Source organism: uncultured Pseudacidovorax sp., assembly GCF_913773995.1.
Lineage (GTDB): Bacteria > Pseudomonadota > Gammaproteobacteria > Burkholderiales > Burkholderiaceae_C > Xenophilus.
In genome coordinates this window covers 1-24,546 of the sequence record NZ_CAJYES010000090.1, presented here as the reverse complement: position 1 = coordinate 24,546, position 24,546 = coordinate 1, and the positions used below count along the sequence as shown (strand labels likewise).

At 68.0% G+C, this 24,546-nt stretch carries 23 protein-coding genes and 1 other RNA gene; 17 read left to right on the top strand and 7 right to left on the bottom strand.

The window, feature by feature from the left end; genetic code table 11:
* Nucleotides 1-11: 11 nt before the first annotated feature.
* Nucleotides 12-397, top strand: a transfer-messenger RNA (tmRNA) gene (gene ssrA, locus QZ772_RS07795).
* Between the two features lie 167 nt (nt 398-564).
* Here the strand turns inward: ssrA and QZ772_RS07790 are convergent.
* Entirely contained in the window at nt 565-750 is a 186-nt protein-coding gene (locus QZ772_RS07790) for a hypothetical protein (protein WP_295524486.1), read from the bottom strand.
* A 253-nt stretch (nt 751-1,003) separates the two neighbouring features.
* On the opposite strand from QZ772_RS07790, the gene icd reads away from it, so the two are divergent.
* The gene (icd, locus tag QZ772_RS07785; RefSeq protein ID WP_295524485.1) at nt 1,004-2,269 is read left to right on the top strand and encodes an NADP-dependent isocitrate dehydrogenase; all 1,266 of its coding nucleotides are present in this window, start codon (nt 1,004-1,006) and stop codon (nt 2,267-2,269) included.
* A 145-nt stretch (nt 2,270-2,414) separates the two neighbouring features.
* Nucleotides 2,415-2,912, top strand: a complete 498-nt coding sequence (locus QZ772_RS07780) for a ferritin-like domain-containing protein (protein WP_295524484.1) — start codon at nt 2,415-2,417, stop codon at nt 2,910-2,912.
* Nucleotides 2,913-3,091: 179 nt separating this feature from the next.
* Here QZ772_RS07780 and QZ772_RS07775 read toward each other — a convergent pair whose 3' ends face one another.
* The 4 genes from QZ772_RS07775 to QZ772_RS07760 form a co-directional block, all read right to left on the bottom strand.
* Nucleotides 3,092-4,132 (bottom strand): VWA domain-containing protein, encoded by a 1,041-nt coding sequence (locus QZ772_RS07775; RefSeq protein WP_295524552.1) that lies wholly within the window; start codon nt 4,130-4,132, stop codon nt 3,092-3,094.
* 14 nt (nt 4,133-4,146) lie between these two features.
* A complete protein-coding gene (locus QZ772_RS07770; RefSeq protein WP_295524483.1) occupies nt 4,147-5,145 on the bottom strand; it encodes a DUF58 domain-containing protein in 999 nt (332 codons plus the stop codon).
* Nucleotides 5,146-6,162 carry a MoxR family ATPase gene (locus tag QZ772_RS07765; protein ID WP_295524482.1) on the bottom strand — a complete coding sequence of 339 codons (1,017 nt, stop codon included), beginning with the start codon at nt 6,160-6,162 and terminating at the stop codon, nt 5,146-5,148.
* A 92-nt stretch (nt 6,163-6,254) separates the two neighbouring features.
* On the bottom strand, nt 6,255-7,250 hold the full coding sequence (locus QZ772_RS07760) for a trypsin-like peptidase domain-containing protein (protein ID WP_295524550.1): 996 nt from the start codon (nt 7,248-7,250) through the stop codon (nt 6,255-6,257).
* Nucleotides 7,251-7,338: 88 nt separating this feature from the next.
* On the opposite strand from QZ772_RS07760, the gene QZ772_RS07755 reads away from it, so the two are divergent.
* The 12 genes from QZ772_RS07755 (at nt 7,339) to QZ772_RS07700 (ending at nt 20,103) form a co-directional block, all read left to right on the top strand.
* Entirely contained in the window at nt 7,339-8,181 is an 843-nt protein-coding gene (locus QZ772_RS07755) for a TatD family hydrolase (protein WP_295524481.1), read from the top strand.
* 197 nt (nt 8,182-8,378) lie between these two features.
* Nucleotides 8,379-8,888: a hypothetical protein gene (locus QZ772_RS07750; protein ID WP_295524479.1), complete on the top strand. Its 510-nt coding sequence runs from the start codon at nt 8,379-8,381 to the stop codon at nt 8,886-8,888.
* A gap of 130 nt (nt 8,889-9,018) precedes the next feature.
* Nucleotides 9,019-9,549 (top strand): DNA-deoxyinosine glycosylase, encoded by a 531-nt coding sequence (locus QZ772_RS07745; protein ID WP_295524478.1) that lies wholly within the window; start codon nt 9,019-9,021, stop codon nt 9,547-9,549.
* On the top strand, nt 9,546-10,310 hold the full coding sequence (locus QZ772_RS07740; protein ID WP_295524477.1) for a spermidine synthase: 765 nt from the start codon (nt 9,546-9,548) through the stop codon (nt 10,308-10,310). The genes QZ772_RS07745 and QZ772_RS07740 overlap by 4 nt, the downstream gene beginning before the upstream one ends.
* Complete coding sequence (locus QZ772_RS07735; protein WP_295524476.1) at nt 10,307-12,148, top strand: GspE/PulE family protein; 1,842 nt, start codon at nt 10,307-10,309, stop codon at nt 12,146-12,148. The genes QZ772_RS07740 and QZ772_RS07735 overlap by 4 nt, the downstream gene beginning before the upstream one ends.
* 115 nt (nt 12,149-12,263) lie before the next feature.
* On the top strand, nt 12,264-12,752 hold the full coding sequence (locus tag QZ772_RS07730) for a tripartite tricarboxylate transporter TctB family protein (protein WP_295524475.1): 489 nt from the start codon (nt 12,264-12,266) through the stop codon (nt 12,750-12,752).
* Between the two features lie 13 nt (nt 12,753-12,765).
* Complete coding sequence (locus QZ772_RS07725; protein ID WP_294378600.1) at nt 12,766-14,277, top strand: tripartite tricarboxylate transporter permease; 1,512 nt, start codon at nt 12,766-12,768, stop codon at nt 14,275-14,277.
* Nucleotides 14,278-14,500: 223 nt separating this feature from the next.
* Nucleotides 14,501-15,466, top strand: a complete 966-nt coding sequence (locus tag QZ772_RS07720) for a tripartite tricarboxylate transporter substrate binding protein (protein ID WP_234195050.1) — start codon at nt 14,501-14,503, stop codon at nt 15,464-15,466.
* Between the two features lie 43 nt (nt 15,467-15,509).
* On the top strand, nt 15,510-17,126 hold the full coding sequence (locus QZ772_RS07715; RefSeq protein WP_295524474.1) for a gamma-glutamyltransferase family protein: 1,617 nt from the start codon (nt 15,510-15,512) through the stop codon (nt 17,124-17,126).
* 1 nt (nt 17,127) lies between these two features.
* Nucleotides 17,128-18,051, top strand: coding sequence for a DMT family transporter (locus tag QZ772_RS07710; protein ID WP_295524473.1), 924 nt, complete (start codon nt 17,128-17,130; stop codon nt 18,049-18,051).
* Nucleotides 18,052-18,222: 171 nt separating this feature from the next.
* Nucleotides 18,223-19,020: an SDR family oxidoreductase gene (locus tag QZ772_RS07705; RefSeq protein WP_295524472.1), complete on the top strand. Its 798-nt coding sequence runs from the start codon at nt 18,223-18,225 to the stop codon at nt 19,018-19,020.
* Between the two features lie 87 nt (nt 19,021-19,107).
* Nucleotides 19,108-20,103, top strand: coding sequence for a quinone oxidoreductase (locus QZ772_RS07700; RefSeq protein ID WP_295524471.1), 996 nt, complete (start codon nt 19,108-19,110; stop codon nt 20,101-20,103).
* Between the two features lie 30 nt (nt 20,104-20,133).
* Here the strand turns inward: QZ772_RS07700 and QZ772_RS07695 are convergent, their stop codons facing one another.
* The gene (locus QZ772_RS07695; protein ID WP_295524470.1) at nt 20,134-21,051 is read right to left on the bottom strand and encodes a LysR family transcriptional regulator; all 918 of its coding nucleotides are present in this window, start codon (nt 21,049-21,051) and stop codon (nt 20,134-20,136) included.
* Between the two features lie 69 nt (nt 21,052-21,120).
* Here QZ772_RS07695 and QZ772_RS07690 point away from each other — a divergent pair, with 69 nt between their 5' ends.
* Together QZ772_RS07690 and QZ772_RS07685 are read left to right on the top strand one after the other, a co-directional pair.
* Complete coding sequence (locus tag QZ772_RS07690; protein WP_295524469.1) at nt 21,121-22,134, top strand: bile acid:sodium symporter family protein; 1,014 nt, start codon at nt 21,121-21,123, stop codon at nt 22,132-22,134.
* A 140-nt stretch (nt 22,135-22,274) separates the two neighbouring features.
* A complete protein-coding gene (locus tag QZ772_RS07685; RefSeq protein WP_295524468.1) occupies nt 22,275-22,832 on the top strand; it encodes a DUF924 family protein in 558 nt (185 codons plus the stop codon).
* A gap of 88 nt (nt 22,833-22,920) precedes the next feature.
* Here the strand turns inward: QZ772_RS07685 and QZ772_RS07680 are convergent, their stop codons facing one another.
* The gene (locus tag QZ772_RS07680) at nt 22,921-23,589 is read right to left on the bottom strand and encodes an NAD(P)H-dependent oxidoreductase (RefSeq protein WP_295524467.1); all 669 of its coding nucleotides are present in this window, start codon (nt 23,587-23,589) and stop codon (nt 22,921-22,923) included.
* Nucleotides 23,590-24,546: the final 957 nt, after the last annotated feature.

Genomic DNA, 24,546 nt, shown 5'->3' with positions numbered 1-24,546 from the left:
TACACGGTTCTGGGGCTGCATTGGTTTCGACGTGGGTTCGGGATCGCAGTGGTGCATGTCGAGCTGAATGTGCTCGTAAAACAGATTCAAACAAACTAACTGCAAACGACGAACGTTTCGCACTCGCAGCCTAATCGCTGCGAGCCTTGCAACAGTCGGCCGATGGGCTGGGCAAGGGGGCGTTAGAGCAATCTGACGCCTCCCGGCTGCAAGGTTAATTACATTGGCTGGCAGCGGCCCGGGTACCTTGGGCCGTTGCGAGATCTAAGGGTGCTGGCTGTCGGCAAAGCGTGCGTCTGCGCGTTGCCGGTGGTGAGATCCAAAACAGAGCGCTAAACATGTAGATCTGCGCGGCGAAGGCTTGCGGACGGGGGTTCAAATCCCCCCAGCTCCACCACACATCAGCGCTGATACCTCCAGCGCCCACTATGAGCCCGGACTGGCCTGCCAGTCGCGGGCTCTTTTCTTGCCGCGTGCCCACTGTGCTGCGTGGACGCACGGTGGTGGGGTGAGGCCATGAAAAAGGCCCGGCAGAGCCGGGCCTTCATGCATGCGCTGAGACGATCAGGCGGCCTTGACGCTCTTCTTGGCCTTGGCCTTGTGCACGACCTTGTGCTTGGTGGCCTTCTTGGTGTGCTTGGCCGAGGCGGCCTTCACGGCAGGCGCGTCGGTCGGTGCGGCGGCGGGGGCTTGTGCGAAGGCGCCGGTGGCGATCAGACCGGCGGTGGCGAAAGCGAGAAGCTTCTTCATAAGAACATCCTTTGGGATTGACGGTTTTTGGGACTGCCTTGATGAGCACTCAGCCATACACGGGATCGTGGCCGGCTGCTTGTAAAACGGCGCAGACGCGATCCGGTTGACGTGCCCGCGAACATCGCTTGAGTTGCCCTGCGCGCCCTGTCGCCTGGAGGCCGCCGTCTAGAATTCCCTGCCTATCCGGCCATCCGCGGCCGCGTCGACCGTCGTCGTACGAGGTGGCGCCTTTTCCCACCCAAGCTCATCCATGTCCAGCTACCAGCACATCCAAGTTCCGGCGGAGGGCCGGAAGATCACCGTCAATGCCGACCACACGCTCGACGTGCCGGACCAGGTGATCATCCCCTTCATCGAGGGCGACGGCGTCGGCCGCGACGTGACGCCGGTGATGCTCAAGGTGGTGGATGCGGCGGTGGCCCAGGCCTACGGCGGCGCCCGCAAGATCCACTGGATGGAGATCTATGCCGGCGGCAAGTCCACCCAGCTCTACGGTCCCGACATCTGGCTGCCTGACGAAACACTGGCCGCTGTGCGCGACTACGTCGTGTCGATCAAGGGGCCGCTGACGACGCCGGTCGGGGGCGGCATTCGCAGCCTGAACGTGGCGTTGCGACAGCAGCTCGACCTGTACGTCTGCCTGCGGCCGGTGCGCTACTTCAACGGTGTGCCCTCGCCGCTGCGCGAGCCGAGCAAGACCGACATGGCCATCTTCCGTGAGAACTCGGAGGACATCTACGCTGGCATCGAGTACGAGGCCCGCTCCGAGAAGGCACAGAAGCTGATCCGCTTCCTGGTGGACGAGCTGGGTGCCAAGACCATCCGTTTTCCCGAGACCTCCGCCATCGGCCTCAAGCCCGTGTCGATCGAAGGCACCGAGCGTCTGGTGCGCAAGGCCATCCAGTACGCCATCGACAACGACAAGCCCAGCGTCACGCTCGTGCACAAGGGCAACATCATGAAGTTCACCGAAGGCGGCTTCCGCGAATGGGGCTACGCTCTGGCGGCACGCGAGTTCGGCGGGCAGCCCATCGATGGCGGGCCATGGCTGCAGGTCAAGAATCCAAGGACCGGCAAGGACATCATCATCAAGGACGTGATCGCCGACGCCTTCCTGCAGCAGATCCTTCTACGCCCTGCCGAGTACTCGGTCATCGCCACGCTCAACCTCAACGGCGACTACATCTCCGATGCGCTGGCAGCGCAGGTCGGCGGCATCGGCATCGCGCCGGGCGCCAACATGTCCGACACCGTGGCCATGTTCGAGGCGACGCACGGCACGGCGCCCAAGTATGCGGGCAAGGACTATGTCAATCCGGGCTCCAGCATCCTCTCGGCCGAGATGATGCTGCGTCATATGGGCTGGAAGGAAGCGGCCGACCTGATCATCCGTGCAATGGAGTCGGCGATCCAGAGCAAGCGGGTCACCTATGACTTCGCGCGGCTGATGGATGGCGCGACGCAGGTGAGCTGCTCTGGCTTCGGCCAGGTGATGATCGACGCCATGTCGGAATGAGGGTCGCGGCCCGATGCGCCGCACGTTGCTGCGGCGCGTACGGCCTTCATCGCGCGTGGCGCACGCCTCCTCGCGACGCTTCCTACAGCGGTCCTGGATCGGCATGACAGGGTAGGAGCTCCATTGTTTGTCTAGGAGCCTCCCCATGCCCATTAAGACCGTCCAGGACCTGTTCGTCCACGACCTGTCCGACACGTACAGCGCCGAGAAGCAGATGACCCGTTCGCTGCCGAAGATGGCACGCGCGGCGACCAACCCCGACTTGCAGGCCGCCTTCGAAGCCCACCTGGAAGAGACACGCGCGCAGGTCGAACGCATCGAGCAGGTCGCCGAGCAGTGTGGCTTCAAGCTCAAGCGCATCAAGTGCGAGGGCATGGAAGGCCTCATCGAGGAGGCAACCTCGCTCATCGACCAGATCGAAGCCGGCCCGGTGCTCGACGCGGCGCTCATCGCCTCGGCGCAGAAGGCAGAGCACTACGAAATCGCCGGCTACACCTCGCTGTGCCTGGTGGCGCAGAAACTGGGCTTGCAGGAGGCGGTCTCGCTGCTCAAGGAGACTTTGGGCGAGGAGCAGGCCACGGACCAGCGGCTGGGCACTTTGGCGGAGGCGATGCAGATCGACGATGCGCAGGCGGCCGCCTGAGCCGGCGCCGATCCGCGTATTGATGCCTGCCGCGTGCCCTGATACGGAAGGGCGCATCTGCGCCCTCCGTCAGGCTCGGGAACGAGACCCCGTGAGCGCGGGGTTTCGTGCTTTCTCCCGGGGGCCTGCAAGTGACTCCGCGCTGACCAGGCCACTCGGCCGGCGCGCCGCTGGCAGGCTTACAGAATCCGGTTGAACCACAGCAATGACAGGCCCGCTGCCAGCAGCGAGAGGGCGGCCGCTGCGATGGCGAACAGTGCGGAGACCTCGGTTTCCTTCTTTTCGACCGTCAGGCGCGAGCTGAGGGTTTCGTAGACCTTGTGCAAGTCCTGCGCGGTGCCGGCATAGAAGTACTCAGCGGCCGTCCGGTTGGCGACCGCCTTCAGCGTCTCCTCATCCAGGCGCACGCGCATCGACCAGCCTTCGAAGCCGATGGTTTCGCCATCCACCGTACCCACCCCAACGGTATAGACGCGCACCCCCCGATCGGCCGCAGCCTTGGCGGCGTCCAGGGGATCGACGCCGGTAGTGCGCTGGCCGTCGGTCAACATGATGATCGCGGCCGACGAGTATGAGCCGGGTGCGACCGGCTTGAACGGCTCGGCCGGCTTGCGACCGGCGCGGTCCAGCGAGATACCCTGCTGCCGGCTCTGTGGCCCGAAGTCCGCGATGTCGATGCCGGCGTCCGGGAACAGCGTGGCCAGCGACACCACGATGGCATTGCCCGTGGCCGTGGCGCGCTGGAGCTGGAACGAATCGATGGCCGCCACCAGCTCGTCGCGGCTGGTGGTGGGCAATTGCGCGACATTGGCGCTGCCTGCAAACGCCACGACGCCCACCTTGACGTTGCGCGGCAGGTCCTTGATGAAGGCCTTGGCTGCGTCCTGCGCCGCCACGAGCCGGTTGGGCTTGACGTCCTCGGCCCGCATGCTGCCCGACACGTCCATCGCGAGGATGATGGTCTGCTGGTTCGAAGGCAGTGTGATCACTGCCAGCGGACGGGCCGCCGCGATCAGCATGGCGGTGATCGACAGCAGGAAGAGCGCGGGCGGCAGGTGCCGGCGCAGCGACTGCCGTGCGCCCAGTGCCTCGCGCACGATGGACAGGCTGGCGTAGCGGACGGCAAGCTTCTTCTTTCGACGGATCAGCCACACATACAGCAGCACCAGGGCCGGTATCAGCAACAGCAGCCACAGGAACTGCGGCCAGAGGAAGGTCAGGGGCAGCGTGGCATTCATCGCAGTTCTCCAGCCCGTCGTGGCGGCGCGCCGGTCGCGCGTACCCGCCGACGGCGCATGTCGGCAAATCGGACGATGGCTTCGACCAGATCGTCGGCGGTGGAGAGTTCCAGCGCATCGACGCCGGCGTGGGCCAGGGCCTCGCGCAGGGCGTCTTCGCGTTCGGCCGCGAGCTTGGCGAAGCGGCGGCGGAAGGCCGCGTCGTGGGTGTCGACCCAGACCTGCTCGCCGGTCTCGGCGTCGGCCAGCGGCACCAGGCCCAGGTCGGGCAGCTCGCGCTCCAGTGGGTCGAACAGGCGCACAGCGACCACTTCATGGCGCTGCGCCAGGCGTGCGAGCGGCTTTTCCCACCCCGGCTCGGTGAGGAAGTCGGAGACGACGAAGACGGTGCTTCGCCGTGGCATGAGACCGGCCGCGGACTGCAGCATGTCAGCCAGTCGGGTCATGCCGCGATGCGGCGACTTGGTGTCCGTGGCCGCGTGCGCGCGGCGCTCGATCTCATGCAACAGCCGCAGCACATGGGTGCGGCTGCTGCGTGGTGGCAGCACGGCTTCGAGGTCGTGGCCGTAGACCAGCGCACCGACGCGGTTGCCGTGGCGCGTGAGCAGCCGCGCGAGCACGCCGACGAAGCCGGCCGAGATCTCGCGCTTGGCCCGGGGGCCGGAGCCGAAGTCCACCGAGCGGCTGAGGTCGAGCACGAACCACGCGGCCATCTCGCGGTCTTCGGTGAAGACGCGCACATGCGGCACCTGCTGGCGCGCCGTGACGTTCCAATCGATGTGGCGCACATCGTCGTGCATCTGGTATTCGCGCAGGTCGGCCAGATCCAGGCCGGTGCCGCGCATCAGCGTGCGGTAGTCGCCCTGGAGCAGGCCGTCGAGGCGACGGATGACGGTCCATTCCAGCCGGCGCAGCAGGCGATCGGCTGCGCCAGCCTCGGGAGCCGGGTCGTTGGCCGCCGGCGGGGCGGGGGCCTTGCGGCGCCACAGCTTCATTCAGGCCACCAGCTTGTCGTGCTCGAGCGGGCGCGGCGGCGCGGGCACGGCTCGCATGATCTTCTCGATCAGTAGATCGGGCGTGAGGCCTTCGGACAGGCCCTCGTACGACAGGGTTACCCGGTGGCGCAGCACATCGGGCACGAGGTCGCTCATGTCCTCGGGAAGCACATAGGCGCGGCCCCGCAGCATCGCCAGCGCACGCGCACCCTCCGCCAGGCCGATGGTGGCGCGCGGGCTGGCGCCGAAGGTGATGAAGCGGCGCGTGTCCTTGAGGCCGAACTTCTCGGGGTTGCGCGTGGCGGAGATCAGCTTGACCGCGTACTGGATCAGCGACGGGTCGACATACACCTGCCGCGACTGCGCCTGTAGAGTGGCCAGCTGCTCGATGGTGGCGACCGGCGCGGCCTCCAGCTTTTCGCCGATCACGCGCTGGACGATGACGAATTCCTCGTCGTCGCTGGGGTAGTCGACGAGCACCTTCATCATGAAGCGGTCCACCTGCGCCTCGGGCAATGGATAGGTGCCCTCGGTCTCGATGGGGTTCTGCGTGGCCATGACCAGGAAGGGGCGCGGCACGCGATGCGTCTCGCCGGCGATGGTCACCTGGCGCTCCTGCATCACCTCCAGCAGGGCGCTCTGCACCTTAGCGGGCGCACGGTTGATTTCGTCGGCCAGCAAGAGGTTGGCAAACACCGGACCGAGCGAGGTGGAGAAGTCTCCGGTCTTCTGGTTGTAGATGCGTGTGCCCACCAGATCGGCCGGCACCAGGTCGGGGGTGAACTGGATGCGCTTGAAGCTGCCGCGCATGGTGTCGGCCAGCGTCTTGACGGTGAGCGTCTTGGCGAGGCCGGGCACGCCTTCGACGAGCAGGTGGCCACCCGCGAGCATGGCGACCATCACCCGTTCCAGAAAGCGGTCCTGGCCCACGACCACGCGCTTGACCTGGTAGAGGATCTGTTCCATCAGCTCGGCGGTGGTCGCGGCGGTGTCGGGCAGGGCGGTCGATGTGGTCATGGGTCTTCCGGTGGACGGTCGGTCGGCGGCGGTCTGCCGATCGGTCAATCACGATGCCAGCCACATGGCTGGCGCGGGGTGCGCACAGCGCGTCAGAAGGGCGGCGAGCCCACCGCGGACGCGGCGTTCTCGATAGGCACCGCGAAGCCGATGCCGATGAAGGTGCGTTGCTGCGTCGGGTTGAGGATGGCGGTCACGATGCCCAGGACCTCGCCGTCCATGTTGATCAGCGGGCCGCCGGAGTTGCCGGGATTGGCGGCGGCATCGAACTGGATCAGGTTGGACAGCTCCTGCTTGCCCTCGGGCGACTGGAACGACCGCTTGAGCCCCGACACCACGCCCGCGGAGACGGATGGCCCGATCCCGAAAGGGAAGCCCACCGCGGCCACCTGATCGCCAGGGCGCAGATCGGCGGTCGATTTCATGGTCGCGGCCACGAGGTCATCGGGAATCTTCTGGGCCTGCAGGACGGCGAGGTCGTTCTCGGGCTGCACACCGGTCACGGTGGCGATGGACTCCAGGCCATCGAAGAACGTCACCTTGATCTTCTGGGCGCCAGCGACGACGTGCAGGTTGGTCAGTATCACCCCCTTGTCGACGATGACCACCCCGGTGCCAATGCCACGCTCGACCTCGCCGGGAGGACCCGCGGGCGCCTCCGGCGGCTTGCCGCGTGCCATGTTGCGCCCGCGCTTCTCGGTGCGGGCTGCGGGCGTTTCCTTTTCTTCGCCATAGCTGACGACCCGGACCACCGAGGGGCGGATCGTGTCCGCCGCACGCGTCGCCTGCGAAGGCAGCGTCTGCGTCTGCAGCGTCTTGAGCACGGCAGCGTCGATGTCCTTCTGCGTGAGTTGCAGGCCACCGGTCGGGCGTTGCCAGAGCCACGCGCTCGTGCCAGCCAGTGCCGCCACGGCCAGCATGAGCACGGCGAAGGCACGACGGCCAGGCTGCCACGCCGCGGGGGGCGAAGAAGGCGAGGGGGCAGGGGCGTCACCTTCCATTGCCGCGGGCTGCGACGGAGGGGACATCGCGTCGTCCTCGGCGATGGGACGACGGGGCGACGGGCTGTAGCGGGCGGGCCTGCGCATCGATGCACCTCCGGGAAAGTGATGCAGGGGTGGGGTCACCCTAGCACGCTTTGTACCGCTTTGCAGCCCCTGCGGCATGATTCCCCGCATGGCGGTCTTCATCGATACACACTGTCACCTGGATGCGCCCGAATTCGGTGCGCAGGCAGCGCAGGTGCATGCACGTTCCCGGCAGGCCGGCGTGGCCCTGTGTCTGATCCCGGCCGTCTCCGCGTCCAATTTCGACGCCGTGCGGATGTTGGCGCACGCACAGCAGGATGCCTATGCGCTCGGCATCCATCCGCTGTGCAGCGCAGAGGCTGGCGATCCGGCGCTCGCGACGCTGGAAGACGCGCTGGATCGCCACGCCCACGATCCGCGTCTGGTGGCGGTGGGCGAGATCGGGCTGGACTATTTCGTGCCTGAACTCGACGGCCCCACGCAGGAGCGGCTGTTCCGGCGTCAGTTGCAGATGGCATGGCAGCGCGAACTGCCCGTGCTGCTGCATGTGCGCCGTTCGGTCGACAAGGTGCTGCGCCAGTTGCGTGAGGTGGGCGGGGGGCGGCCCTGGCGTGGCATTGCCCACGCCTTTGTCGGCAGCAGACAGCAGGCCGAGGAATGCCTGGCGCTGGGGCTCAAGCTTGGATTGGGCGGCGCGATGACCTTCGAGCGGGCGACGCGGTTGCGCGACCTTGCGGCCCAGTTGCCGCTGGAATCCTTCGTCCTCGAAACCGATGCGCCAGACATTCCGCCCAGCTGGCTCTACCAGACCCGCGAGGCGCGAGAGGCCGGTCTGCCGCAGGGGCGCAACGAACCGGCGGAAGTGCCCCGCATCGCGCAGGTGCTGGCGGAGTTGCGCGGCCTGACGGTTGCTGCCGTGGCCGAGGCGACGACGCGCAACGCGCTCGCAGCGGTGCCTCGGCTGGCCGCGTTGATGCCCTCCGCGGGATGAAGGACTTGCCGGCCTGTCGGACATGGCCGATGGGCGTCCGTAGGCCGAGGTCGCAACATGTCGTTCCAGCGATTGCAAGGCGTTCTTCGGTGTCATCCTTCGACTGCGGCCTGCCGTTGCAGGCCATACGGGGCACCACCCCGTGTGTCCCAAACCGGGGCTGCCCAAGGCGGCCCGCATCCAAAGGAGCGATTCCGATGACAACGTACAACCTCCGTGCCCTTCCTGCTGCGCTGATCGTGGTCCTGGCCTCCATCGGTCTGCCCGCCATGGCGCAGACCAGCGCCACGACCACGACCACCACCACCGCGACGACGCCGGCCATGCCTGCGACGGCGCAGCCCACGCTGACCGAGCGCGCCAAGGAAACCGGCAAGGAAGCGGTCGACGCCACCGAGCGTGGTGCGAAGAAGGCCTACCGCGCCACCAAGAACACCGCCGAGAAGGCCGCCGATGCCACCGAGCGCGGTACGAAGAAGGCCTATCGCAAGACCAAGGAAGTCGGCGGCGAGGCGGTCGATGCCACCGAAAGCGGCGCCAAGAAGGCCTACAACGCCACCAAGCGCGGCGTCCACAAGGCTGGCGACGCCACCGCCAACGTGGCCCACAAGACGGCCGATGGCATGCGCACTGCCGGCAACAAGATCGGCGAGAAGATCCCCGGCACCGAGCAGAACGAAGCCGCGAAGGCAGCTGGCAAGCAGTGACCGTGTGAGTGCCGCCTGGCGCCGCATCCAGCGGGACAGGCGATAGCGCAGGGTCTTCGGCAAGGAGCCCGCTTCGGCGGGCTATTTGCTGGGCGGCCCGGACGTCGGTCCAGGCGGCGATGATGGCGTCATGCAGCAGTCGCCTTATCCGCCGACCCCAGAGCCGCCACTGCTGGAGGGGCTGGCTCCCGTGGTGGCCACGCACACCCGGCTGCTGATCCTGGGCAGCTTCCCGAGCCGTATCTCGCTCGAGAGGCGGCAGTATTATGCGAACCCCCGCAACCAGCTCTGGACCCTCTTGCAAGCCCTCTGGCCCGAGCAGCCGCTTCCCCATTCTCACGACTATGCCGGGCGCTGCCGGTGGATCCTCGACCGAGGCCTGGGACTGTGGGACGTGTATGCGCGTTGCCGCCGTGTCGGCAGCCTGGATGCGGCCATCCGCAACGCAGAGCGCAACGACCTGCATCGGCTCGATCTTCCCCGTCTTGAAGCGATCGCCCACAACGGCGCCGCCAGCCATGCCCAGGCCGCGCGCCTGGCCGTGAACGGCCTGCCCGTCTACCGTCTTCCTTCCACCAGCCCGGCCCATGCGGCCTGGAGCCTGGCGCGCAAGATCGAGGCCTGGCGCGAGGTCTTCGCACGACATGGGCTCTGCACATGAAGCCCCGCCGCAGCAAGCCGCAGGAACTGCCCGAGGTCAACTTCTCGGACTGGGGCGACATCCGTTACCTGCACCTGGGCACCGAATGGGTCCAGGGCTCCATGCGCATCGACGCACCCTTCGAAATCGAGCTGGAGTACGTGCAGCGCATGATGGCCTGGTTGCTCTTCGTCGAGCCTGCCGAGGTCGCCAAGCGCCACGCCATGCAGCTGGGCCTGGGCGCGGCGTCGTTGACCAAGTTCTGCCGCAAGCAGCTGCGCATGCGCACCACGGCCGTCGAGCTGAATCCTGCCGTGGTGGCCGCCTGCCGCGGCTGGTTCAAGCTGCCGCCCGATGACACCAAGCTGCAGGTCGTGATCGCCGATGCGGCCGAGGAGGTGCGCAATCCGAAGTGGCAGGGCGGCGTGCATGCGCTGCAGGTGGATCTTTACGACCACGAGGCCGCGGCGCCGGTGCTCGACAGCGCCGAGTTCTATGCCGACTGCCGCGGCGTGCTGACCGAAGACGGCTGCATGACCGTCAACCTTTTCGGCCGTTCTTCCAGCTACGACCGCAGCGTGGAGAAGATCGCCGAGGCCTTCGGTGCCGATGCGATGTGGGCCTTCAAGCCCACGCGCGAAGGCAACACCATCGTGCTGGCCCAGCGCACGCCATCGCGTCCCAAGCGAGACCGGCTGGCTCAGCAGGCCGAGGCGGTTGCGGCGCGCTGGGGCCTGCCGGCGCCCAAGTGGCTGCGCGTGTTCAAGCCCCTGCAACCATGACCCGACCCGCCCCCACCAGCCCGCCTCCCGCCTACCAGGGCCCACTGGTGCTGCGCACGCTGGTGGAATGGATGGCGCAGGACGGGGTCATCAGCCGCGAAGAGGCCGACCGCACCATCGCCCGCTGCGCCCAGGCCGAGAGCAGCCAGCATCCACTGGCGCGCCTGGCCAATGTGGCCGTCACCGCTGCCGCCGATGGCCGCCCGCTCGATCTGGAGACGCTCACCCAGTGGCTGGCCGGCCGCGCGGGCCTTCCCTACCTGCGCATCGACCCGCTCAAGGTGGACGTGGGCAAGGTGGCAGACGTGATGAGCGCGGCCTATGCCGAGCGCCACAAGGTGCTGCCGGTGCAGGTCGGGCCCACCGAGGTCATCGTCGCGACGGCGGAGCCCTTCATCGCCGACTGGGTGGCCGAGGTGGAGCGCCAGTCGCGCCGGCAGGTGCGGCGCGTGGTGGCCAACCCGGTCGAAATCCATCGCTACACGGCCGAGTTCTTCGCCCTCGCGCGCTCCGTGCGCGCGGCGCAGAAGGCCGGCGGCCAGGCGGCCGCCACCAGCTTCGAGCAACTGGTCGAGCTGGGCCGCAGCAACCGCCAGCTCGACGCCAACGACCAGAGCATCGTGCAGGTCGTGGACTGGCTATGGCAGTACGCATTCGATCAGCGCGCCTCCGACATCCACCTGGAGCCGCGGCGTGAGCAGGGCGTGATCCGCTTCCGCATCGATGGGGTGCTGCATCCGGCCTACCAGATGCCGCTCACGGTGATGAGCGCCATGATCGCCCGCATCAAGCTGCTGGGCCGCATGGACGTGGTCGAGAAACGCCGCCCGCTGGACGGCCGCATCAAGACCCGTCGCCTGCGCCCGGCGCTGCCCGGTGCAGAGGCCGCCGGCAGCGGCACGGCGGCGCACGAGGAGGTGGAGATGCGCCTCTCCACATTGCCCACGGCTTTCGGCGAGAAGATGGTGATGCGCATCTTCGACCCCGACACAGTGGTCAAGGATCTGGACGCGCTGGGCTTCTCGGCCCACGACGCGGCACGCTGGAAGTCGCTCGTCGCGCATCCGCACGGCATCATCCTCGTGACCGGCCCGACCGGCTCGGGCAAGACCACCACGCTGTACTCGACCCTGCGGCGCGTGGCCACCGAGGAGGTCAACGTCAGCACCATCGAGGACCCGATCGAGATGATCGAGCCCTCGTTCAACCAGACCCAGGTGCAGCACCAGCTGGACTTCGGCTTCACCGAGGGCCTGCGCGCCCTCATGCGGCAGGACCCGGACATCATCATGGTGGGCGAGATCCGTGACCTGGACACCGCCGAGATGGCTGTCCAGGCCGCGCTCACCGGCCACCTGGTGTTCAGCACCCTTCACACCAACGATGCGCCCAGCGCCATCTCGCGCCTGATGGAACTGGGCGTGCCGGCCTACTTGGTCAACGCCACGCTGCTGGGCGTGATGGCCCAGCGCCTGGTGCGAACGCTGTGCCCGCACTGCAAGCAGCCCGACGACGAGGTGACGCGCGAGACGCTCGATGAGCTGGCCGCGCCCTGGCGCGTGAGCGGCGGCACCGTGCGGGCCTACAAGCCCGTCGGCTGCATCGAATGCCGCATGACCGGCTACCGGGGCCGCACCGGTCTCTATGAGCTGATGACGGTGAGCGAGAGCTTCCGCGGCCTGCTGGGCCAGGCGCCCGACATCGGTGCGCTGCGTCGGCAGGCGGTGGCCGACGGCATGCGGCCGCTGCGTCTGGCGGGTCTGCTGCGCGTTGCCGAAGGGCTGACCACGGTGCCCGAAGTGCTGTCGGCCACGCCCCCGCTGCAGGAAAAGATCTGAGCGCGACCGGGGCAACCCCGGGCTAACCCTGAACTCAGGTTAGGTGGAATCCACATCGAAGCTGACTGGTGGCTGACCAAAAATCCGCCCACTCTTTTTTGTGTGGAGACTGTTCGTGAAGATCAAAAGTCAGAAGGACTTTTTCGCGGGCCTCATGTTCACGCTGGTCGGTGCCGGGTTCGCCTGGGGCGCCACGACCTACACCGTGGGCAGCGGGGCGCGCATGGGTCCGGGGTATTTCCCCCTCATGCTGGGCATCGTCCTGGCCGTCCTGGGCCTCGTGGTCGTCTTCGGTTCGCTGACCGTGGAGACTGTGGACGGCGAGCCCATCGGCAAGATCGCGTGGAAGCCGCTGGTGTTCATCATCGCGGCCAACCTCGTATTCGGCGTGCTGCTGGGCGGCCTGCCCAGCATCGGCCTGCCGGCCATGGGCCTGATCATCGGCATCTATGCGCTGGTGATCATTGCCGCCCTGGCTGGCGCCGAGTTCTCGCTCAAGCTGGCGCTGATCCTCGGCACCATCCTCGCGGTGGGCAGCTATCTCGCATTCATCGTCGGCCTGAAGCTGCAGTTCCAGGTCTGGCCCACGTTCATCACCGGCTGATCGGCGCAATCCCATGGATCTGATTACCAACCTTTCGATCGGCTTCGGCGCGGCCTTCACGCTGCAGAACCTGATCTATGCCTTCGTCGGCTGCCTGCTGGGCACGCTGATCGGCGTGCTGCCCGGCATCGGCCCGGTGGCGACCATCGCCATGCTGCTGCCGGCGACCTACGCACTTCCGCCGGTGGCGGCGCTGATCATGCTGGCCGGCATCTACTACGGCTCGCAGTACGGCGGTTCGACCACCGCCATCCTGGTGAACCTGCCAGGGGAATCGGCCTCGGTGGTGACCGTGATCGACGGGCATGCCATGGCCAAGGCGGGACGAGGCGGGCCAGCCCTCGCGGCCGCCGGCCTGGGCTCCTTCTTCGCCGGCTGCGTGGGCACGCTGATCCTGGCGGCCTTCGCGCCACCGCTGACCGAACTGGCCTTCAAGTTCGGCCCCGCCGAGTACTTCAGCCTGATGATCCTGGGCCTGATCGGTGCGGTGGTGCTGGCCTCCGGCTCGCTGCTCAAGGCCATCTGCATGATCGTGCTGGGCCTGCTGCTGGGACTGGTGGGCACGGACGTGAACTCGGGCGTGGCCCGCTACAGCTTCGACATTCCGGAACTGACCGACGGCATCGGCTTCATCGCCATCGCCATGGGCGTGTTCGGCTACGGCGAGATCATCTCCAACCTGGCCAAGCCCGAGGAAGACCGCGAGATCTTCACCGCGAAGCTGCAGGGCCTGTGGCCCACCAAGGAAGACTTCAAGCGCATGACGCCCGCCGTGCTGCGCGGCACCGCGCTGGGTTCGGCCCTGGGCATCCTGCCGGGCGGCGGCGCGCTGCTGTCGTCCTTCGCGTCGTACACGCTGGAGAAGAAGCTCAAGCCGCGTCCGGGCGAAGTCCCGTTCGGCAAGGGCAACATCCGCGGCGTGGCCGGCCCCGAGTCGGCCAACAACGCCGGTGCGCAGACCTCCTTCATTCCGCTGCTGACGCTGGGCATTCCGCCCAACCCGGTGATGGCGCTGATGGTCGGTGCCATGACCATCCACAACATCCAGCCCGGCCCGCAGGTGATGACCAGCAACCCGGAACTGTTCTGGGGCCTGATCGCCTCGATGTGGATCGGCAACCTGATGCTGATCATCCTGAACCTGCCGCTGATCGGCATGTGGATCAAGCTGCTGTCGATTCCGTACAAGTGGCTGTTCCCGGCGATCGTGCTGTTCTGCGCCATCGGCGTGTACTCGACCAACAACAACACCTTCGACGTGTGGATGGTCGCCATCTTCGGTGTGGTGGGCTATGCCTTCATCAAGATGGGCTGCGAGCCGGCGCCGCTGCTGCTGGGCTTCATCCTGGGGCCGATGATGGAAGAGAACCTTCGGCGTGCGCTGCTGCTGTCGCGCGGCGAATGGAGCGTGCTGGTCACGCGGCCCATCTCGGCCGGCCTGCTGCTGATGGCGGTGCTGCTGCTGGTGATCGTGCTGCTGCCCTCGGTCAAGTCCAAGCGCGAGGAAGCCTTCGTCGAAGAATGACGGGGCGGGGCGGGTCGCTTGCGGCACGCCCCTTGCACGAACGAACGGCACCTTCGGGTGCCGTTTTTCTTTGGGCGGGCCAGCGCGGCGAGATTCATAGGTCGGCTGCATGAATTCATCAACCAAATCCATTTCCTCATCAGTGCGGAAAGCGTTCCAATCGGCGCCGCACGGCCGCCGGGCCGACCGCCACCCACCATTTCCCTCTTCTTCGCCCTTGACGATGCAACGCAGACATTTCCTGCAGGCCGCCTCGGCCTCGCTGCTTCCCGCCGGCGCCGCGCTGGCGCAGAGCTATCCGTCCAAGCCCATCCGGTTGATCGTGCCCTTTCCGGCCGGCGGCGCCACCGACCTGTTCGCCCGCACCCTGTCCCAGAAGATGGGCGAGAAGCTCGGCAATGCCCTGGTGGTGGACAACAAGCCCGGCGCTGGCGGCGCCATCGGCTCCGATCTGGCGGCCAAGGCGCCGGCCGACGGCTACACGCTGCTGTTGGCCACCACCAGCACCCATTCGGTGGGTCCGTCGATCAACCCCAAGCTGCCCTACGACACGGTGCGCGACTTCACGCCCATCGCCCACGTCGGCAACGCGCCCAGCATCATGCTGGTGCCCAACAGCTCGCCCGCGCGCAGCGTCAAGGAATGGATCGAGCTCGCTCGCAAGAACCCCGGCAAGTTCAACTACGCCTCGAGCGGCAACGGCACCGTGGTGCAACTGACGGCAGAGCTGTTCAAGTCGATGGCCGGCGTGTTCGTCACGCACATCCCGTACAAGGGCACGGCCCTGGCCATGCCCGACCTGATGAGCGGCAAGGTGGACCTGCTGTTCGATTCGCTGCCCACGGGCCTGCCCTTCGTGCGCGACGGGCGTCTGCGCGCGCTGGCCGTCACCTCGCTCAAGCGCAGTCCGCTGGTGCCCGACCTGCCGCCGGTGGCCGACACACTGCCGGGCTTCGAATCGGTGACCTGGTTCGGCCTGTACGGCCCCAAGGGCCTGCCTGCCGACCTGGTGGCACGCGTCAACACTGCGGCGGCACAGGCCATCACCGATCCCGAGGTGCGCGAGAAGCTCGACAAGCTGGGCATCGAGCCCACCACCAGCACGCCGGCCCAGTTCGCAGCCATGGTGGCGCAGGACGCCGCCAAGTGGAAGAAGATCATCGTCGAACGCAAGATCACCAACGACTGATCGCCTTCGACCCCAGACACACAGGACCTTGCAGGAGAGACCCATGAAGCGCTTCGACTACGGCAATCCCTACCCCTCCACCCGCATCCCCGTCTTCGCCCGCAACGTGGTGTCGACCTCGCACCCGCTGGCCGCACAGGCCGGCCTGCGCATGCTGCACCAGGGTGGCAATGCGGTGGACGCCGCCATCGCCACCGCGGCCGTCATGACGCTGGTGGAGCCGGTGAGCAACGGCCTGGGCAGCGATGCCTTCTGCATCCTGTGGGACGGACAGCAGCTGCACGGCCTGAACAGCTCGGGCTGCGCCCCTTCGGCATGGACGCCCGAGTACTTCCGCCGCAAGCACGGCGCCGATGGCGCCACGCCGCCCATGCGCGGCATGGACTCGGTCACCGTGCCGGGTGCCGTGGGCGCCTGGGCGGCGCTGTCGGAGCGCTTCGGCAAGCTGCCCTTCGCCGACCTCATGGGTCCGGCCATCGAGGTGGCCGAGCGCGGCTACCTGATCCCGCCCGTAGTGCAGCAAAAGTGGGCCGCAGCCACGCCCATCCTGCACAACCAGCCGGGCTTCGCGCAGAGCTTCATGCCCTGGGGTCGTGCGCCCGAGGTGGGCGAGCTCTTCCGCTTTCCGGCCGCGGCCCGTGCCCTGCGCGCCATCGGCCAGACGCGCGGCGAGGCGTTCTACCGCGGCGAGATCGCCGAGGCCCTGGCCCGCTTCTCGGCGGCCAACGGCGGCAGCCTGACGACGGCAGACCTGGCCAGCTGGAAGCCCGAGTGGGTCAAGCCGGTGAGCAAGGACTACCGCGGCTACACGCTGCACGAGATCCCGCCCAACGGCCAGGGCATCGCGGCGCTGATCGCGCTGGGCATCCTGTCGAACTTCGACATCGCCGACATGGCCATCGACTCGGCCCAGGCCCAGCATCTGCAGATCGAGGCCATGAAGCTGGCCTTCGCCGACGTCTACCGCTATGTGTCCGAGCCATCGTCGATGACGGTGACCCCCGAGCAAATGCTCGATGACGCCTATCTGGCGAGCCGTGCCAAACTCATCGACATGCACCGTGCACAGGACTTCCAGGCCGGCAACCCGGTCAAGGGCGGCACCATTTACCTCACGGCCGCCGACGAGAGCGGCATGATGGTGAGCTTCATCCAGAGCAACTACATGGGCTTCGGCTCGGGTTGCGTGGAGCCGGAGTTCGGCATCAGCCTGCAGAACCGCGGACACGGCTTCAGCCTGAAGGACGGGAGCCCGAATCAGGTGGCGCCGGGCAAGCGGCCCTTCCACACCATCATCCCCGGCTTCCTCACCCAAGGCGGCCAGCCGGTGATGAGCTTCGGCGTGATGGGCGGCAACATGCAGCCCCAAGGCCACATGCAGACGCTGGTGCGCATGATCGACCACCACCAGAACCCGCAGGCCGCCTGCGATGCACCGCGCTGGCGCTTCAATGCCGGGCTGAACATCAACGTGGAGTCGGCCATGGCGCCCGGCGTGGTCGAGGGCCTGCGCGGCATGGGCCACGAGATCGATGTCATCAACGACTCGTACCAGGACTTCGGCGCTGGCCAGTTCATCTGGCGCATGGGCGATCCGAAGACCGAGGGCTATGTGATCGCCAGCGATCCGCGGCGCGACGGCCTCGCCGCCGGTTGGTGAGATGAGCAGCGGCGCGGCGTCTTCCTCCGTTTCTCACAAGGCCCGCGCCGGCATGGGCACCGGCCTGCTGCTGGCGGTGTTCGGTGCCATCGCGTTCAGCGGCAAGGCCATCATCGTCAAGCTGGCCTACCGGCATGGTGTGGATGCCGTCACGCTCATCATGCTGCGCATGCTCTTCGCGCTGCCGCTGTTCGCGGTGATGGCGTGGTGGGCGGGGCGGGGCAAACCGCCGCTGACGCGCCGCGACTGGCTGGGCGTGTTAGGGCTGGGGCTCACGGGCTACTACCTGGCGAGCTTCCTGGACTTTGCCGGGCTGGCCTACATCTCGGCCAGCCTGGAGCGGCTGATCCTGTACCTCAATCCCACGCTGGTGATGGTGTTCGGCTGGGCCGTGTACCGCCGCGAGGTACGTGGCAAGCAACTGCTGGGCGCGGCGATCAGCTATGCGGGGGTGATGCTTGTCTTCGGCCACGAACTGGGCCTGGGACAGGGCAGTGCGACGGCCTGGGGGGCCTTCCTGGTCTTCCTGAGCGCCATCAGCTATGCCGTCTACCTCGTGTGGAGCGGCGAGTTCGTCAAACGACTGGGCTCGCTGCGGCTGGTGGGGCTGGCGACGACCGTGGCCTGCCTGCTGTGCATTGCGCAGTACGTGGTGCTTCGGCCCATCGGCACAGTGCTGGAGGTGGCGCCCCAGGTGGTCTGGCTGTCGGTGCTCAATGCCACGCTGTGCACGGCCGTGCCAGTGCTGGCGGTCATGATGGCCATCGAGCGCATCGGTCCCGCTGTGGCGGCCCAGACCGGCATGATCGGCCCCATGTCCACGCTGCTGATGGGCGTGGTGCTGCTGGGCGAGCCCTTCACCATCTGGATTGCCGCGGGCACAGCGCTGGTGCTCGCAGGCATCTTCGTCTTCACGCGCCCCTGAGCGGGCGGGGTGTTGTGTGCGGCGCGCGGGCGCGTGCCGCGACGCCTGTCGGTCCCGCAGGCCGTACAGGCACTCCCCTCGGCCGAGCACGGATCGCCCGGCTCCGCTACCCTTGCGCCCCATCGCGGTCCGGCGGGGCCGGCGCGGCAATCACTTAGGAGTCTTCTTCACATGGATCTGGGAATCGCAGGAAAAACGGCGCTGGTGTGCGGCGCGAGCAAGGGTTTGGGCTTCGGCTGCGCGCAGGCGCTGCGGCGCGAGGGCGTCAACGTGGTGATCGTGGCGCGCGGCGCCGAGGCGCTGCAGGCCGCCGCGGCCCGGCTGGAGGCCGAGCGCCCGGCCAGCGGCGATGTCCCCTTCGTCAAATGGGTGGCGGCCGACATCACCACCGCCGAGGGCCGCGCCCAGGCTTTCGCCGCCCATGCCGACTACGACATCGTCGTCACCAACGCCGGCGGCCCGCCGCCCGGTGACTTCCGCGACTGGGACCGCGAGGCCTGGATCAAGGCCGTGGACGCCAACATGCTCACGCCCATCGAGCTGATCAAGGCGACCGTGGACGGCATGGCTGCCCGAGGCTTCGGCCGCATCGTCAACATCACCTCCAGCTCAGTGAAGGCGCCCATCGACATCCTGGGCTTGTCCAACGGCGCACGCAGCGGCCTGACGGGCTTCGTGGCCGGTGTGGCGCGCACCGGCCTCGCGGCGAAGGGCGTGACGGTCAACAACCTGCTGCCCGGCAGCTTCGACACCGACCGGCTGCAGGGCACCGCCGCCGCCGCGGCCAAGAAGACCGGCCAGAGCGTGGATGCCATCCACGAGGCACGCAAGAAGACTATTCCCGCGCGCCGCTTCGGCACGCCCGAGGAATTCGGCGCCATCTGCGCCTTCCTGTGCAGCATGCATGCGGCCTATGTCACCGGCCAGAACTGGCTGGCGGACGGCGGCGCCTACCCGGGCACCTACTGACACGCAGCGACCTGCGCGTTTGCAGGGGCGCTTGGCCCGCCCTCGCACCGGTTTCGATTCCGAACGACAACCCAAGGAGATGAACCCATGAGCCAGAAGAGCAGAGCCATCCGCATCGACCGCCAGGGCGGTCCCGAGGAACTGAAGCTGGTGGAGGTCGAGGTCGGCGAGCCCGGCGCCGGCGAGATCCGCGTGCGCCACCATGCCGTGGGCCTGAACTTCATCGACATCTACCAGCGCAACGGGCTCTACCCTTTCCCGATGCCGCTGCAACTGGGCATGGAGGCGGCCGGCGTGGTCGAGGCGGTGGGCGAGGGCGTGACCCACCTGGCCGTGGGCGACCGCGTGGCCTATGCCAGCCAGCCGCCCGGCGCCTACTGCGAGCGCCGCGTGATGCCGGCGCGCTGCGTGTGCCGGCTGCCCGACGCCATCTCCTTCGAAACCGGCGCGGCCATGATGCTCAAGGGCCTGACGGCGCAGTACCTGCTCAAGAAGACGCTGCCTGCCGAGAGTCTGCAGCCGGGTGATTTCGTGCTCTTCCACGCAGCGGCCGGCGGCGTCGGCCTGATCGCCTGCCAATGGGCCAAGGCACTGGGCCTGCAACTGATCGGCACCGCCGGCAGTGACGCCAAGTGCGAGCTGGCGCTGGCCCATGGCGCGGCCCACTGCATCAACTACAGCCGCGAGGACTTCGCCGAGCGGGTCAGGCAGATCACCGGCGGCAAGGGCGTGAAGGTGGTGTACGACTCGGTGGGCAAGGACACCTTCGAGGGTTCGTTGAACAGCCTGCGGCCCTTCGGCCTGCTGGCCAGCTTCGGCAATGGCTCGGGGGCGGTGCCGCCGGTCAACATCGGCCAGCTGGGCGCCAAGGGCTCGCTCTACATCACGCGGCCGACGCTGTTCACCCACATCGCCACGCGCGAGAGCACCCAGTCCATGGCCGACGACCTGTTCGCCGTGGTGCAGAGCGGCGCGGTCAAGATCCCGGTGGAGCAGCGCTACCGCCTGGAGGACGTGCAGCAGGCGCACCGCGACCTGGAAGCGCGCAAGACCACCGGCTGCACCGTGCTCACGCTGGACTGACCGCCGCTGCCTCGTCTTGCGCGGGGCACCTCAGGCGGAGGGAACGGCGCCCTGCGCTTCGCGCTCGCGCGCGGTGGCGCGCACCAGCTCCCACACGCGCAACGCCAGCGGCGAAGGCTGGCGGTTGCGCCGGTGCACCAGCACGATGGCCCGCTCCACCTTGGGCGTCAGCGGCCGCACCTGCAGGCCGTTCAGGCCGCCCGGCGGCAGGCCCAGGGCCGGCATCACGCTGATGCCCAGGCCGGCCACCACCATCTGGAAGACCGTGGTCGGATGGCCGAGCTCCTGCGACACCGGACATTGCGCGCCATGCCGCGCCAGCGCCTCATCGATCAGCCGCCGGCTGCCCGAGGCATGGTCCAGCAGCACCAGCGGCTCGCCGTCCAGCGCGGACCAGGGCACTGCCGACTTGCGCGCCAGCCGGTGCCCCTGCGGCAGGACCAGCACGAACGGGTCGCGCATGATCGCCTCGGAATGCAGGTCCTCGTCGGCCGAGGGCTCGATCACCACGCCGAAGTCCACCTCGCCGGCCCGCACGCTCGTCAGCACGTCCTGCTGGATGCGGTCGAGCAGCAGCAGCTGGATGTCGGGCTCCTCGCGCACGCAGGCGGCGATGCAGGCCGGCATCAGGTAGGCCGACAGCGTGGGGCTGCTGGCCACCCGTACCTTGCCGCGGCGCAGGCGGCCCAGGTCGCGCACTTCGGCGAGGGACTGGTCCAGCTCGTCCAGCACGCGCGCCAGCTTGAGCGCGAGGGCCCGGCCCGCTTCGGTCAGCGCAACTTCGCGCGTGGTTCGGTCCAGCAGCTTCAGGCCCAGCTGCGACTCCAGCTCGTGGATGGCTCGGCTCACGGCAGGCTGGGTCAGCCCCACCTCCTGCCCGGCGCGGCTGAAGTTGCGCAGCTGTGCCACGGCAAGGAAGACGCGAAGCTGGCGCAGGGAGACATTCATGCGACGGGATCATAAAACCATCAGATAAATCCATTTCCCTTTGATGGCGCCGAGGCGTCCAATCGCGGCATGAAATCGCTCGCCCGCTTCCTGCCCGATCGCTTCACGCTGATGCTGATCGGCACCGTGACCCTGGCCAGCCTGCTGCCCGCGCAGGGACGCGTCGCCGCCGGCATGGAAACCCTCACCACGGCCGCCATCGCGGCGCTGTTCTTCCTGCACGGCGCGCGGCTGTCGCGCGAGGCCGTGCTGGCCGGCGCGGGCCACTGGCGGCTGCACCTGCTGGTGCTGGCCAGCACCTTCGTGCTGTTTCCGCTGCTGGGGCTGGTGCTCAAGCCGCTGCTGCAGCCGCTGGTCACGCCGACCCTCTACACCGGCGTGCTGTACCTGTGCGTGCTGCCCTCGACGGTGCAGTCGTCCATCGCGCTCACGGCCATGGCCCGGGGCAACGTGCCGGCCGCGGTGTGCAGCGCCTCGGCCTCGACCCTGCTGGGCGTGCTGCTGACGCCGGTGCTGGTCAACCTGCTGGTGGTGCCCGGCCACCATGCCGATGCCTCGCTGGACGCCATCGGCCGCATCCTGCTGCAGCTGATGGTGCCTTTCGTGGCCGGTCACCTGCTGCGTCCCTGGGTCGGCAGCTTCGTGCAGCGCAATGCCAAGATGCTGAAGTGGGTGGACCAGGGCTCGATCCTGCTGGTGGTCTACACGGCCTTCAGCGCCGCGGTGATGAAGGGCCTGTGGCACCAGCTGCCCCTGTCTGCCCTGATCGCCGTGGCGTTGGTGAGTGCGCTGCTGCTCGCCCTGGCACTGGGCGTCACCAACGCCATTGCAAAGCGCCTGGGCTTTTCCATCGAGGACCGCATCGCCATCGTGTTCTGCGGCTCCAAGAAGAGCGTGGCCAGCGGCGTGCCCATGGCCAACGTGCTGTTTCCTGCCTCGGCGGTGGGGCCGATCGTGCTGCCGGTGATGCTGTACCACCAGATCCAGCTGATGGTGTGCGCGGTGCTGGCGCAGCGCTATGCGCGCCGGGCCGAGCCGGCGCTGGCCGACGGCGCGGCAGCGGCTGCGTCCCATACGGCCTGAGTGGCCGCGCTGCCCACCATCCCTGTCGCCGTCGCCCCCATCGGTCGCCGGCTCTTGCGCGCATTCGAACGCCGGCGCGGACGGTGGCTGGCATCATGTCGCCATCTTCCTGATGCGGCCGGCCCGGTCGCCGTCTGCCGATGACCTCGACGCCCGACCTCGCCTCGCCCGAAGCCGCCGCCCTGGTGGACTTCTGGCGCGCCGCCCAGCCGAACTGGTTCCGCAAAAGCGAGGCCTTCGACGCCCAGTTTTTCGACCGCTGCCTGCCGCAGCATCTGGCCGCCGCACGCGGTGAACTCGACGGCTGGGCTGCCACGCCCATCGGCGCGCTGGCGCTGTTGATCCTGCTGGACCAGTTTCCGCGCAATGCCTTTCGTGGGACGGCCCACATGTATGCGACCGATCCGCGCGCCCGCGCCATTGCACGCGAGGCGCTGGCGCAGGGCCATGAGATGGCTGTCGACGCCCCGTTGCGGCTCTTCTTCTGCCTGCCCTTCGCGCATTCGGAAGAGCTGGCCGACCAGCAGCGCTCGGTCGAGCTCTACCGGCGCCTGGCGCCCGACGCGCTGCGCCACGGCGAACAGCACCGCGACATCGTGCAGCGCTTCGGACGCTTTCCGCACCGCAATGCGATCCTCCTGCGTGTCAGCACGCCGGAAGAGGAGGCGTTCCTGGCCGAGGGCGGCTTCGCGGGCTGAGCAGCGGTCGCCGCTGACGACGCGCCATCCAACACGGATGCAGGCCCCGCAGCGCTGCGCCAAGGGGCGCCGCGGAGGCCTGTCGCGATCAGCGCACTTCGGTGATGAACTGCTCGCGCGGGCGGCGCACCTTCTTCAGGTTCACCAGCCAGTCGCCGTCGGCCTGGCGGTAGCCCAGCGGCAGGATCGCGACGCTGCGCAGGCCACGCGCGCGCAGTTGCAGGATCTCGTCCAGCGCGGCGGGGTCGAAGCCTTCCATGGGCGTGCTGTCGACCTGCTCGAAGGCGGCAGCGATGACGGCGGCGCCGAGGCCGATGTAGGCCTGGCGGGCGGCATGCTCGAAGTTCTGTTCGGCGGGCCGGCCCGGGTAGGCGGCCAGCAGCTTCTGGCGATAGGCCTCCCAGCCTTCGTTGCGGAAGCCGCGTTCCTCGTTCACCAGGTCGAACATGTGGTTGATGCGCTCGGCCGTGTAGTGGTCCCAGGCGGCGAAGACCAGTAGGTGGGAGCCTTCGGTGACCTGTGCCTGGTTCCAGGCGATGGCCTGGATGCGCTCGCGCACTTCGGGGTTGGTGACGACGATCACTTCGAAGGGCTGCAGGCCGCTGGAGGTGGGCGCGAGGCGGATCGCTTCCAGGATGCGCTCGACCTTGTCGGCCGGCACGGCCTGGGCCGGGTCCATCTTCTTGGTGGCATAGCGCCACTGGAGCTTGTCCAGCAGGCCGGTGGCGTCTTGGTGCGTGTGGGTCATGTCGTTCATGGCGGGCCTTCTCCCAGGCGTGGTTTTCAGGGGGCGCCGATCATCGTGCCGGTGCGTGGATGTCAGCCTTGAGTCAGCCCAATATCCCGAGCGAGGTGGGTGGTCTGTGTGACGGCGAGCGGCGGTGCGGCGAATGGTGTACGCGCGGTGGGGCTTGGTGGATCAGGCGCGCGGGGTGACCTGGGCGGTTCGCTTTGCCCGGTTGGCTGCGGCGCTGCTTGGTGGTGGATGGGCTGTTTGAGTTGGGCGGATTCAGTGGCGATGGGAGCGAGCGAGGGAGAACCCAGCTGGGGCGAGGGTCGGGCGGGCGCGCGAGGAACGGCCCGGCGTGGGCTCATGGCGAGGCGGTCGGCACTGCGTGCCGACTCCGCTGCGATGCTCGCGAACCCGGCCCGCGGCAGAACTCGCTGCGCTGCCTGCGGCAGCTCCGCTCAAACAACTGCCGCGAATCAGATCACGAAGCGTGCCTGTCCTTCGGCAGGCCCGCGGCCGGGCCCGCTGCGCTTCTCGCCACCTCGCAAATCGCCCACGCCGGGCCATTCCTCGCGCGCGGACACCGGGCGCTCGATCGACCGGCATGAAGGCTGTGAGCTCTGTGGTGCGCTGCGAGGTCATCGCCGAAGTCATGCCGTGCAGCAACGATGCTTGAGGTGTGCCTTGCTCTTTCAGGGCTGGGCAGGGCTTCGACAAGCTCAGCCTGAACGGTTGGGGGCGGTGATACAGATGCTTCTTCGCCTCTTCGCTCTTTGCCTCTTTGCGTCCTGCCGTCCTTGCGTCCTGCCGTCGATGCGTCGTTGCCTCGTTGCCTCGTTGGGTCCTCGCGTCGTTGCGGGCCTGAGGCACCGGCGGTCAATTCCGGTCCGGGCGGGGGCGGGCACCGTGGCGTGCGCCTGTGAGGCGCCGAGAAGCGCAGTGTGCCCGGCCGCAGGCCTGCCGAAGGACAGGCCTGCTTCGTGA